This is a genomic window from Aestuariibius sp. HNIBRBA575 (assembly GCF_040932005.1).
Lineage (GTDB): Bacteria > Pseudomonadota > Alphaproteobacteria > Rhodobacterales > Rhodobacteraceae > CANLNM01.
Genome location: NZ_CP162414.1, coordinates 150526 through 163187, shown reverse-complemented (window position 1 = coordinate 163187; position 12662 = coordinate 150526). Strand labels below are relative to the sequence as shown.

Annotated in this window: 12 protein-coding genes; 7 read left to right on the top strand and 5 right to left on the bottom strand. The window is 54.6% G+C overall.

Going from position 1 to position 12662, the window contains the following annotated elements; translation table 11 throughout:
* Nucleotides 1-40: 40 nt before the first annotated feature.
* A complete protein-coding gene (locus AB1F12_RS00835) occupies nt 41-1600 on the top strand; it encodes a hypothetical protein (protein ID WP_368185852.1) in 1560 nt (519 codons plus the stop codon).
* Here AB1F12_RS00835 and AB1F12_RS00830 read toward each other — a convergent pair.
* The 3 genes from AB1F12_RS00830 to AB1F12_RS00820 form a co-directional block, all read right to left on the bottom strand.
* A complete protein-coding gene (locus AB1F12_RS00830; RefSeq protein WP_368185851.1) occupies nt 1587-2312 on the bottom strand; it encodes a metallophosphoesterase in 726 nt (241 codons plus the stop codon). The genes AB1F12_RS00835 and AB1F12_RS00830 overlap by 14 nt on opposite strands.
* Before the next feature lie 80 nt (nt 2313-2392).
* A complete protein-coding gene (serA, locus tag AB1F12_RS00825) occupies nt 2393-3988 on the bottom strand; it encodes a phosphoglycerate dehydrogenase (RefSeq protein WP_368185849.1) in 1596 nt (531 codons plus the stop codon).
* A gap of 73 nt (nt 3989-4061) precedes the next feature.
* Nucleotides 4062-5204 carry a phosphoserine transaminase gene (locus AB1F12_RS00820; protein ID WP_368185848.1) on the bottom strand — a complete coding sequence of 381 codons (1143 nt, stop codon included), beginning with the start codon at nt 5202-5204 and terminating at the stop codon, nt 4062-4064.
* Between the two features lie 156 nt (nt 5205-5360).
* Here AB1F12_RS00820 and serB point away from each other — a divergent pair, with 156 nt between their 5' ends.
* A complete protein-coding gene (serB, locus tag AB1F12_RS00815; RefSeq protein ID WP_368185847.1) occupies nt 5361-6266 on the top strand; it encodes a phosphoserine phosphatase SerB in 906 nt (301 codons plus the stop codon).
* A 71-nt stretch (nt 6267-6337) separates the two neighbouring features.
* On the opposite strand, the gene AB1F12_RS00810 is transcribed toward serB, so the two are convergent.
* Nucleotides 6338-6613 carry a YggT family protein gene (locus AB1F12_RS00810; protein WP_368185846.1) on the bottom strand — a complete coding sequence of 92 codons (276 nt, stop codon included), beginning with the start codon at nt 6611-6613 and terminating at the stop codon, nt 6338-6340.
* A gap of 140 nt (nt 6614-6753) precedes the next feature.
* Between AB1F12_RS00810 and AB1F12_RS00805 the strand changes: the two genes are divergently transcribed.
* The 5 genes from AB1F12_RS00805 (at nt 6754) to AB1F12_RS00785 (ending at nt 11263) form a co-directional block, all read left to right on the top strand.
* On the top strand, nt 6754-7293 hold the full coding sequence (locus AB1F12_RS00805; RefSeq protein ID WP_368185844.1) for an acyl-CoA thioesterase: 540 nt from the start codon (nt 6754-6756) through the stop codon (nt 7291-7293).
* A 74-nt stretch (nt 7294-7367) separates the two neighbouring features.
* A complete protein-coding gene (locus AB1F12_RS00800) occupies nt 7368-8735 on the top strand; it encodes an MFS transporter (protein ID WP_368185843.1) in 1368 nt (455 codons plus the stop codon).
* Nucleotides 8732-9652 (top strand): penicillin-insensitive murein endopeptidase, encoded by a 921-nt coding sequence (gene mepA / locus AB1F12_RS00795; protein WP_368185841.1) that lies wholly within the window; start codon nt 8732-8734, stop codon nt 9650-9652. The genes AB1F12_RS00800 and mepA overlap by 4 nt, the downstream gene beginning before the upstream one ends.
* Nucleotides 9653-9655: 3 nt before the next feature.
* On the top strand, nt 9656-10528 hold the full coding sequence (locus tag AB1F12_RS00790) for an esterase-like activity of phytase family protein (RefSeq protein ID WP_368185840.1): 873 nt from the start codon (nt 9656-9658) through the stop codon (nt 10526-10528).
* A gap of 93 nt (nt 10529-10621) precedes the next feature.
* Complete coding sequence (locus AB1F12_RS00785) at nt 10622-11263, top strand: queuosine precursor transporter (protein ID WP_368185839.1); 642 nt, start codon at nt 10622-10624, stop codon at nt 11261-11263.
* 257 nt (nt 11264-11520) lie between these two features.
* Here the strand turns inward: AB1F12_RS00785 and AB1F12_RS00780 are convergent, their stop codons facing one another.
* Nucleotides 11521-12633, bottom strand: a complete 1113-nt coding sequence (locus AB1F12_RS00780) for a DUF2793 domain-containing protein (RefSeq protein ID WP_368185838.1) — start codon at nt 12631-12633, stop codon at nt 11521-11523.
* Nucleotides 12634-12662 lie beyond the last annotated feature (29 nt).

Below are 12662 nucleotides of genomic sequence, written 5' to 3'. Positions count from 1 at the left end.
CGCGCTTGCCAGCTTTGGCCTATCATGACAGCTTTGCCGCATGACAGTTCCATATTCCCCACAAACCCCTGCCGAAGAACGGTTTTTAGCTGAATGCCAGAACCCAGAGCGGATCGTTCTAGGTGCAGGGGATCGCCCGGATCACGCCAGCCCTGAAACAGAAATTCGTGCGGAAATGGTGCGATATGTGTTGCTGAACGACACATCGGGCCTGCATTCCAAAGGCTTGCGGTTGCGGGGGGCTTGGATCAGTGGACGGCTGGACCTGCAGGGCTGCGACTGCGCGCGCGACATCACATTGCGCGATTGCGTACTGGCGGAACCGGTCAACCTTGTGAATGCAGCGCTGCGGGGGCTGCATATTTCCGGGTCGCTGCTGCATGGTTTGTCGGCTGATAACACCCGGTTTAGCGGATCGGTTTATCTGCGCGGGGGCATCCATTGCGAAGGTGAAATCAGTCTGGCAGGTGCGCGCATCAGCGGGGATTTGCAAATCTGCGACGCCACGATCCAAAGCACAGGCCAAGACGCCATTTTTGCCCCGTCGCTGCATGTTGACGGGTCTTTGTTCCTTGGAAATTACGTTTATTCCGAAGGCATTACCACGCTCACCACACGTGGCACGATTTTCTTTGCCTCGGCGGTTGTGGGGCATGACATGTTTGTGTCCAACACCGCCATCAGTCTAAACGACGACATTCTGGGCGGCGTGTTTGGCGCGACAGAGGAACACGGTCGTGACATGGCCCTATCGGTTGGACGCGCGCGGATTGGCGGGATTTTGTATTTGGCCGAAAATCAGATTGGACAGGGGATCGTGAACCTTGCCGGGGCCAGCGTAGCACGATTTCGGGATGAACCAAACGGGCCCGGCGCCAATTACCCGATCCGGCTGGATGGGTTTCGTTATGGTGATTTTTCACGCCACGCAGATACCGACATTGCCGCACGGTTGGCATGGCTGGAACGACGCCCTGCGGACACGCCGTTTACGGCGCAACCTTATGAACAATTGGCGCATGTATTGCGCGGATTGGGACATCAGGATGACGTCAATGCGGTTTTGATCCGCAAAGAACAGATTTTACGCCAATCAAATCGCGCCATGTTGTTAACCGAAGAAGGTCAGTCCCTACGCTGGGCGACGTCGGGCCTGTGGGACTTTTTCCTGCGGATCATGGTCGGGTATGGCTATCATCCGGGGCGGTCCCTGATCATGGCGATTTTGTTGATTATCGGCTTGGCATGGTTTTTCGACCAGACATGGAAAGCCGGGGATATGACCCCAAATGCCGCCCCGATTTTGGTCTCAGATGACTGGGTCAGCGCGACCCAAACACATTCTGACAATCCGGCGCAATATTGGTCCGCAATCGGTCAAGCAGGGCAAGATTGGGAAACCTTTAGCCCATGGGCCTATGCCACCGATCTGGTGGTTCCATTGGTATCACTGGGCCAAGAAAGCGCATGGGCACCATCCACGTCCCGATCCGATTGGGGGCGCACAGGGTGGTGGCTGCGTTGGTTTGCCAAAGGGATCGGATGGGTGATCACAGCACTGGTTGCAGCCGCCATCACCGGCGTGATCAGACGCGAGTGAGCGGCACGCGGCCCCCATCCGTCAGTAGCCAACAATCGCGGCCCTCAAACACGGCCGGATGCAACATTTCACCATAGGCGGCCCCGCCATCCAAGTTGATGCGATTACCGTAGTGCTGTGGGTGCTTTAACGCGGTGTGGCCATGCACAATCAACGGGCCGTGATCGTCCGTATTGGACAAAAACGGCTCTCGGATCCAGAGCAGATCGTTTTCTGCCTGCGCGCCCAGCGGAATGCCCGGACGAATACCGGCATGCACAAACACGCAATCACCTTGGCGATGCATCATTGTGGTCTGATCCAGAAAATTCAGATGTGATTGGGGAACCAATTCATGAGCCTGTTTCAGAACCTCTTCGTAGCGGGAACGTTCATCAATTTCGACACCATAGGATCGCAATGTGGTTTTCCCACCAATACGATCATGCAGCCAATCCATCCCTACCAACATATGCGGATCGAACCGTGGTACGGGCTGCATAAAATATTGAAACGCCCGGTCGTGATTGCCCTTTAGGAACGTCCATTTGCGCCCAGCGCTGCGGGCCTCGATCAAAAAGTCGATGACTTCGCGACTTTGGGGGCCGCGATCTGTGTAATCCCCAACAAAAACAATTTCAGCATCCGGGCCGCCGTCGCGTTCGATCAAATCAACAGCACGGGTGAGTTTATCCAAATGGCCGTGGATATCTCCGATTGCATAGAGCGACATCAAATGTTCCTTTTCTACCCGTTTAAACAGTAACGCCGCCCAAATTGGACGGCGATACCAAATTCGAATTTTATCGTCGATTAGCTGACGTCAAATTGCAGTGGTTTCACCTGACGGAACAAACCTGTGTCACACAATTTGGCAATCACTTCGGATGGCACGGGTGCATCCACGTAAAGCAACGCAATCGCGCCGCCTTTGGCTTCGGACCGACCCAGCGTAAAGTTCGCGATGTTCACGTCGTTTTCGCCCATTGTCTGGCCCAACGTCCCGATGATGCCGGGGACATCTTCGTTGGTGGTGTACAGCATATGCGCGCCAACTTCGGCGTCGATATTGATGCCTTTGATCTGAATGAAACGTGGCTTGCCGTCGCTGAACACAGTCCCGCCGATGGAACGTTCCACTTTTTCGGTGACAACGGTGACTTTGATATAGCCATCAAAAGAACCGGATTTGTCTTGGTTTGTGGTGCTGATCTGAATGCCGCGTTCCTTAGCGATCACTGGCGCAGACACCATGTTTACGTCTGGGTTTGCCTTTTTCATGATCCCGGCAATCACTGCACAATTCAACGCATCCAGGTTCAAATCCGCCGCAGAGCCATCATAAAGAATGTTGATCGCCGTGATGGGATCTTCGCTCATTTGGCCGGCAAAAGCGCCCAAATGATCGGCCAATTTGATCCAAGGCCCCATGATTTTCGCCTCTTCGGCGGTCACGGATGGCATGTTCAGCGCGTTTTCAACGGCGCCGGTCAACAGATAGTTGGACATCTGTTCGGCCACTTGCAATGCGACATTTTCCTGCGCTTCGGTTGTTGCCGCGCCCAGATGCGGGGTGCAGACCACGTTTGGCAGGTTGAACAATGCGTTTTCTTTGGCGGGCTCTTCTGCGAATACATCAAAGGCTGCACCAGCCACATGGCCGGATTTCAGCAATTCTGCCAAGGCGGCTTCGTCGACCAGACCACCGCGGGCACAGTTGATGATCCGCACGCCTTTTTTGGTTTTCGCCAAGTTTTCAGCCGACAGGATGTTGCGAGTGCTGTCGGTCAGCGGCACGTGCAACGTGATGAATTCGGCGCGGGCCAGCAATTCGTCCAGCTCGACCTTTTCAACGCCCATTTTCGCGGCTTTTTCTTCCGACAGGAATGGATCAAAGGCGATAACCTTCATTTTCAGGCCACGGGCACGATCGCAAACGATCCCACCGATATTCCCGGCGCCAATCACACCCAATGTTTTGTTGGTCAGCTCGACCCCCATAAACTTGGACTTTTCCCATTTTCCGGCATGGGTGGATGCGGATGCTTCTGGAATTTGGCGCGCCACGGCAAACATCATCGCAATCGCGTGTTCAGCAGTGGTGATCATGTTGCCAAATGGCGTGTTCATCACGATCACGCCTTTTTTGGACGCGGCTTCTTTGTCGACATTGTCGGTGCCAATACCGGCGCGACCGATCACTTTCAGGTTTGTTGCGCTTTCCAACAGCTTAGCTGTTGCTTTGGTCGCAGACCGGATGGCCAGACCGTCATATTGGCCGATCACCTCGGCCAGCTTGTCTTTGTCTTTGCCCAGGTCAGGCATGAAATCAACGTCGATGCCACGGTCACGGAAAATCTGAACAGCGGTTTCAGACAGTTTGTCGGATACAAGTACTTTGGGGGCCATGATGGGGCTCCTTGTCTAATAGAAAGAGGGGGATGAGCGGGAAAGCGACGGATCGCTTTCCTCAAAATCTCAATTAAAGCGCGTCGATTTCGGCGTGAAACGCCCAGTCGAGCCAAGGCAACATGGCCTCGATATCGCTGGTTTCCACTGTCGCGCCACACCAAATCCGCAAACCAGCAGGCGCGTCACGATAGGCGCCGATATCCAGCGCAACACCTTCATTTTCCAGACGTTTTGCAACGGCTTTGGCAAATGTCGCACCGTCTGTGATCCGGTCATCGGTGAATTTCAAACACACCGAAGTGTTGGACCGAGTCGCCGGATCAACAGCCAGATTATCAATCCAATTGCGCGTGGCGCAGAAATTCCACACTGCCTGCGCGTTGGCATTGGACCGCATTTTCAGCCCGTCCAGACCACCCACCGATTTGGCCCAGTTCAGGGCAAACAGGTAATCTTCGACGCAGAGCATCGATGGTGTGTTGATCGTCGCACCGGTGAAAATACCGTCGATCAATTTGCCGCCTTTGGTCATGCGGAAAATTTTTGGCAACGGCCAAGCAGGGGTGTAGCTTTCTAGCCGTTCAACCGCACGCGGGCTGAGGATCAGCATGCCGTGGGCCGCTTCGCCACCCATGACTTTTTGCCAGCTGAACGTGGTCACATCCAGTTTGTCCCAAGGCATATCCATCGCAAATACAGCCGAAGTTGCATCACAAATCGTCAGCCCGGCGCGATCCGCTGGGATCATGTCGCCATTGGCCATTTTCACGCCGGACGTGGTGCCGTTCCATGTGAAGACAACATCGTTGTCGTAGTTCAACGCCGCCATATCGACGATTTCGCCATAACCAGCTTTGTGTTCGGTCGCTTCGATTTTCAGCTGTTTGACCACATCCGTGACCCAGCCCGATCCAAAGCTTTCCCATGCGACCATTTGCACGGGGCGTTCGCCCAGCAAAGACCACAGCGCCATTTCAACAGCACCCGTATCAGATGCCGGAACGATGCCGATTTTGTAATCTGCGGGGACGCCCAGAATGTCGCGCGTCGTTTCGATCGCGTCTTTCAGCTTGGCTTTGCCAATTGCGGCACGATGCGAGCGACCAAGCGGTGCATCAGCAAGTACAGCAGGAGTCCATGTGGGGGGTTTGGCACAGGGGCCAGAAGAAAAACGCGGATTTGCCGGCCGCGTTGCCGGTGTCGTCATAGCCATGTTAGCTATCCTTCCAGATAAGCGCCCTTCGTTGGGGAAGGGTGTCCCACCGCCGGTGTTAGTTTGATCCAACGCATTCCACAACCGGCAAAATGGCGCTAAACCGGCCTAATACCCGCCAAATGCGACTCACTTTGACTACGATCGGAAACAACGATGTTCACCGTTACGCTGCTAACCGCACCGTCCAATCCCACCCTTGATCCGGCTTTGGTCGATTCGTTACGCAATGCATGGGGCGGGGGCGATGCCGTTTGGCTGGCCCCAGATGAAGCAGCGGAATTCCCGGTCATGAAGCGGCCAGACAACTTTGATCAGGTCTGGGCCGATTGCCAGAACCTGAACACGGATCTGTGCATTCAAACCACGGGTCACCGCCGCAAAAAACTGCTGCTGGCGGATATGGACAGCACCATGATCGAACAGGAATGTATCGATGAATTGGCCGCCGAAGTGGGTGTGGGTGAAAAAGTAGCTGACATCACCGCGCGCGCGATGAACGGTGAATTGGACTTTGACGCTGCCCTGATCGAACGTGTGGGACTGTTGCGTGGGCAGGATGCATCGATCATCGACAAAGTTCTGGCCGAACGCATCACCTATGCCAAAGGTGCACGTCGTCTGATCGCCACGATGAAGGCAAACGGCGCGAAATGTGTGCTGATTTCTGGTGGGTTCACAGCATTTGCACAAAAGGTCGCGGATGAGCTGGGCTTTGATCACGCGCAGGCCAATGAACTGCTGATCGCAGACGGCAAATTGACCGGCGATGTGGCCCGTCCCATTTTGGGACGCGAGGCCAAAGTCGCCGCATTACAATCGCTTAGCGAACATTTGCCGCGTCAAGCCGTGGACGCCATGGCGGTCGGTGATGGCGCCAATGATTTGGGGATGCTGCATCTGGCAGGATCAGGTATTGCCCTACATGCCAAGCCGGCTGTTGCGGCCCAATCCGATCTGCGCATCAACTTTGGCGATCTGACCTCGCTGTTGTTTTTACAGGGTTATAGCAGCGTCGATTTTGATCACGCCGCCCCCGAAACAGAGGATTACGCCGTCTAAGCGGTCCCATCTTTTTTGTCGGTTAAAACACGCATTGCGCCGGGCCAGAACAGCCTGGCGCATTTGGTTTGCTACATATTGTTGAACAATACGATCCGGATCGCCTCAATCCCCAGCAACGCCACAATCGGCGACAGATCAATTCCGCCCATCGCGGGCAAAACCCGACGAATTGGCCCATAGATTGGTTCCAGCAAACGGTTCAATCCATGCCAGATTTGGCTGACAAATGGCTGACGGATATTGAGCACCTGAAACGAAATCAACCAGCTCATGATGAAGTGGACAAAGATGAAAGTCCGCGCCACGCCCAACACCAACAGCAGGATTTGAATGATTGATTGCATCGTTGTTTCCTTATTTCTCTTTGCTGGGACCTAAGCATTCTTGTCCTATCAGACAACTCCTTTCCGTGTCGTAAAGCTTGAAAGCGATGCGAATTGACGTAAACGTCAATTTTTAATCAAGCGATTCCCCGGAGACCCAAATGTACCCGATGCCCCGTTTAATGTGGCAATTGTGGCAGGCCCGCAAACAGCCCATGCTCCCGATCGATGGCACCCATGTCAGCACGCATATCTGCTGGCCCATTGATCTGGATTTTCTGATGGAGCTGAACAACGGGCGCACATTGACGCTGTATGATCTGGGACGCACGCCGTTAGGGCTTAGGATCGGATTGCTGCGCGCATTGAAAGAAAAGAAATGGGGATTGACCGTTGCGGGGTCGTCCACCCGGTATCGTCGCCGCGTGCGAATGTTTGACAAACTGACCATGAAAAGCCGCGGTATTGGCTGGGATGACCGGTTTTTATATGTGGAACAAAGCATGTGGAACAGCGGCGGCGATTGCACCAGCCATGTTCTGATCCGGTCAGCGATCACCGACAAAGATGGCATCGTGTGCCCGGATGAATTCGCCAAATATTGCGGCCATACCGGCCCCCGCATTGACCCGCCCGATTGGGTTTTGAACTGGGCCAACGCAGATGCAACCCGCAGCTGGCCCCCAATGCAAGACACCTAACGCCATGCAATCCTCACCAAGTCCTTGCCTGCACCGCCCATTCCCTGTCTAACTGAGAAAAACAGGGGGTTGGGATGGATCGCAGTTTGCGAAAACGTATTTGGGGTTGGTTCTTTTTCGACTGGGCGTCACAACCCTTTTACACTTTGGGCCTCACGTTTATCTTTGGTCCTTACTTTGCCTATGTGGCCACAAACTATTTTATGGATGCAGGCCTGACCCAAGAGGCCGCCAAAGCCAACTCTCAAAGTATCTGGGCCATTAGCCAAACCATCGCGGGATTGCTGATCGCAGTGACCGCGCCTGTTTTGGGGGTCTGGGCCGATAATTCGGGCCGCAAGATGCCTTGGATATTGTTGTTTTCAGCGATTTTCGTCGCCGCCACCGCGTCATTGTGGGGGCTGACACCTGATGGTTCGTCACTGTATTTGATGCTGGTCATTTTCTATGTCGGCTTCTTTGCGGCTGAATCTGCCCTCAACTTCACCAATGCGATCCTGCCGTCATTAGGCGATGAAAAAACCGTTGGACGTATATCAGGAATGGGTGCCGCTTTTGGGTATTGGGGCGGAGTGTTGGCGCTGCTTATCATGCTGCTTTTGCTGGCTGAGAACGAAAATGGTGTGACATTGCTCGGGAATGCGCCCCTGTTTGGGCTTGATCCTGAAACCAGAGAAGGCACCAGAGCCGTCGGACCGTTCATTGCGATCTGGTATGTCATTTTCATGATCCCGTTCTTTGCATGGGTACGCGACGATCCCCGCAAGGTAAAATCTTCGGTGCCCTTTCGCCAAATTTGGAGCGATTTGAAAACGTCATTAAAGGCCATCACACACCGGAAAAGCCTGCTCAATTTCTTGATCAGTTCGATGTTATATCGGGATGCCCTGAATGCGCTTTATGCTTTTGGCGGATTTTATGCCGCGCTGGTGCTGGAATGGTCGATAGTTCAAATCGGCGTATTTGGGATTATCGGCGCCATTTCAGCGGCCATTACGACCGCGATCGGGGGTATTTTTGACGCACGTGTCGGACCCAAACCCGTTATTCGCGTGGCAATTTGGTGCTTAATCGCTGTTGGGGCGGTGATCATCGGCATGTCCCGCCAACACTTGTTTGGGTTTCCCCTACCCGAAGGATCAAGCCTGCCAGACGTGATCTTCTTAATCTGCGGGGCCGTCACGGGCGGGGCTGGCGGGGCGCTCTATGCTGCCAGCCGTTCCTTGATGGTGCGCCATGCGGACCCTGACCGCCCCACCGAAGCCTTTGGCTTGTTTGCATTGTCCGGCAAAGCAACCGCATTTCTTGCACCTGCATTAATCGCCTTGATCACCGCATGGACCGGGAACAACCAACAAGGGTTTATTCCTGTGATCATTCTTTTCCTTTTGGGGCTATTTCTGCTACGTTGGGTCAAACCAGAAGGAGATCGAGCAGTATGATCCGCCTCATTTTAGCGATGACATGTGTTTTGGCCCTGACGTCCTGTCGGGATCGTGGTGAAACGGCGACAAATAACGCGACGGCTACCCGCGTTTCGTCCCAAAACAGCAATGATAACCGATCCGCCAAAGAGGTGTTTGGCTATATTCCTGCGGCGTCTGCTCAGGATTCAGAGCCCGTCGGTGGATATGCGCGCGGATGTCAGGCCGGTGCGGTTCAGCTGCCCGAAACCGGGCCGACATGGCAGGCCATGCGCCTAAGCCGCAATCGCAATTGGGCCCAGCCCGACACTGTGGATTACGTTCAGGATCTGTCCAGATTTGCGGCCCGCCTGCCCGGCTGGGAGGGGCTTTATATCGGTGACATGAGCCAGCCGCGTGGCGGCCCAATGCTGTCCGGCCATCGCAGCCATCAATCCGGATTGGACATTGATATCTGGATGTTACCCCCGGATCGGTTGAACCTGACCCGCAGCGAACGTGAAAATATTTCGTCGATTTCCATGCGTCGCGCCAGCGGTGCCTACACCAATAACAGCTGGACCGAAGAGCACCGTCAATTGCTGCGTGCAGCGGCTTCGGATCCCCGTGTGGCGCGGATTTTTGTATTTCCCGGTGCCAAGGTCGACATGTGCAATTGGGAAACCGGTGATCGTGACTGGCTGCGCAAAATTCGGCCATGGTGGGGGCATCATTATCATTTCCACGTGCGCCTGTCCTGTCCGCGCGGCGCGACAAACTGCGAAGATCAGGCTCCGCCCCCCGCTGGGGATGGCTGTGCCGATGCGCAGAATTGGGTCAACGATATCTTGAACCCACCCCCGCCAAATCCGAATGCCACGCCGTCCACACCGCGGCCCCCCCTGACGATGGCGCGGATGCCCGGCACCTGTAGCGCGGTTGCCGCATCGGAGTAACCAATGCTGAAATGGATCATCGCGGCCTTGGTTTTGGCCGCGCCAGCCCGTGCGGATGTTTCGGCCAATGACAGCCAAAACGTCACCTTTTTGGGCAGCTATACGTGGCAAAGCGATATGCCCGGATTTGGTGGCATGAGCGGCATCGAAGTCTTTGATTCAGGACAGTCTTTTTACGCCCTGAATGATCGTGGGCTGCTGTTGCAGGGACATTTCACGCGCGATCAGGGGATCGTCAAAGACATCACCGCCAGCTCGATGTTACTGAGTAGCAAAATGCCCGATCTGGGTTTGCGGCTTCAGATTGACAGCGAAGGGATCGCGTTGCGCCCTGATGGCCGGGTGTTCATTTCTTTCGAAGGAGAACACCGCGTCTGGACCTATTCCGACGCCAACGACATCGGGACGTGGTTGCCCCAACATGCTGAATTCCAGAACATGCAGCACAATTCCTCGCTTGAGGCGCTGGCGCTGGATTCCAGCGGTGACATTTATACGATTCCAGAACGGTCCGGGCGCGAAACTCGGCCGTTCCCGGTTTATCGGTACCATGGCGGCACGTGGACCATTCCGTTTCACCTGCCCAGACGTGGCAAATTTCTGGTGACCGGCGCGGATTTTGACCCAGATGGGCGGCTATATATCCTTGAACGCGACTTTGTTGGGTTTGGATTTCGCAGCCGCGTTCGGCGGTTCGATGAAAACGGCCAAAACGAAGAAACACTGTTTGAAACCTGGGTTGGCACCTATGACAATCTAGAAGGGATCAGCATCTGGCAGGATTCCGAGGGTCAGTTAAAAATGACCCTGATTTCGGATGATAATTTCCGGGCGTTCCAGCGCACTCAGATCGTCGAGTATCAAATCAATTCTTAAAAAAGGATTGACCGGTGCGGTTTTGGTCTCTAAACGCCGCTCGTCCCCATTCGGGGGCCAAGTCTCCGCTACCTTGATAAAACGGATCATATCATGACACGTATTCTACCTGGCATCTTTGCCATGGCCACCATCGTGGTGGTTTCAAACATCCTCGTTCAGTTCCTGCTGCTTGACGGCCTACTGACTTGGGGGGCGTTTACCTATCCCTTTGCGTTTCTGGTCACAGATGTGATGAATCGCGTTTACGGAACCCAAGACGCGCGTCGCGTTGTGTTTGCTGGTTTTGTTGTTGGGATCATTTGTTCCCTGATCGGATCGCAGATCATGTTGCAAGGCGACGGATACACCTATCCGGCCGTTGCGATCCGGATCGCGATTGGGTCTGCTGTTGCGTTCCTTGTGGCGCAAATGCTGGATGTGCTGATCTTTTCCCGTCTGCGCGATGGCGCATGGTGGCGTGCACCGCTGGCATCTACGCTGGTTGGATCCACAATCGACACCGCGTTGTTTTTCACCATCGCATTCGCCGGATTTATCTCATTTGGCGCCGCGGCTGACGGCGAAACCTCTTGGGCGTTGGATACAATGCCGTTCCTGACATTTGGCGCAGATGCCCCATTGTGGGTCTCTCTGGCAGTGGCTGATTGGGGTGTGAAACTGGCAATTGCGTTGATCGCATTGGTCCCGTTCCGAATGATCGTCACCCAATTGATGGCACGATCCGCAACATAATGATGGTAAATGTAGTCAAAAAGATTTTGACTTATACTAAATCTGTGCAAACCTACTTTCAGGCGAAACATTTGAAAGGAGGTGATCCAGTGTCAAGAAAGAGATTGGAGAATAGTGTCGGGACAACTTGGGGGATGTTTGGCTAGGGCAGCCCTTGGTCAGCAAACCTTAGGTGGGCCTCTGAAAAGAGCAGTCTAACCGGCCTCACCTCCTGAACTTTCGAAGGGCCGTCCCATCGCCGGGGCGGCCCTTTTTGTTCAAAACCAGCGACCAATGGCCGTGGCGGAAAACTGTAATGTATCCCCAGCCAGGAAATTCGTAGCGCCCGACATGCGATATAGCCGTATATCCACCATCGTCTCAGGCATCCCGGCCCCGCCAAACCGACCGCCAAACAGCCCAAACTCATCCGGCCCCGGCGTGGCTCCGTATTCGTTGATCAAATTGGTTGAAATTGCCGGCGTACTGCCGGCCGCAAAGGCCGCCGGATAGGTCCAGCTGTATTCCAACCGGTTGGCTGCATCATAGGCCAACGTGCCCGTATACGTGCATATCTGTGTTCCGTCGGCAAACCGTATGTATGTGCCATTTGCGGTACTGGCCCGTTCAATCACCGCACCTGTTGGCAGGCCCGCGGTTTCTGAAACTGTGCCAACGACGTTGCCACGACTGTAACCATAATCGGTCCGCATTAATCGCCCCGGCGTCACATCATCGGCGGCGTTCTGAACGGCTTGACCCGTCACAAGTCCGGTCCCGGATTCAAACCGTAGCGATTCAAACCATGTGGACCCGTTTGCGCTGGTTTTGATCGACAAATCCGTGTCACCAGCCAGCCCGATTTCAGCGTGCCCTGTCCAGTTAGATTGATACAACAATGATGCCGTATCTCCGGCAGAGGCCTTGTTTATTTTGAACTGATGCCCTGCCCCTGCATGCGAAAACAGGCTCGCATCAGATGACACCGACAAACGGTTCGTCGCATCAGACGTCGATTGAATCCCGATACCTGACACATTTTCAAGGATCACAGGCAAATCCTGCCAACTAGATCCGTCAAACACCACAAACGCCTGATTGCCGACATCCCATGCCAACCAACCCGCGAGAGGAGCAGTAAACGTCCAATTTGTATTGTCCCAGATGGCCAGCATTCCTGCCTGCCCCAGCCATGCGCCCGTGGGACTGGACCCAACAAAATGCGCATCCCCATCATTGGGTGGCCCCGGCGGCGTGTCGGCGTCAAAGCTCATCAAAGTGAGCTGCACCAATCCGTCCAAACGTTGCAGGGCTTCGTTATGGGTGACATGTTTCTGGGCCTGCGATGGCAGCAGGTAGGGCAATTCGAGCCGGGAAGACACTTCCGACATCAGCAAACTCCTTTTGAATGATGCCCTAA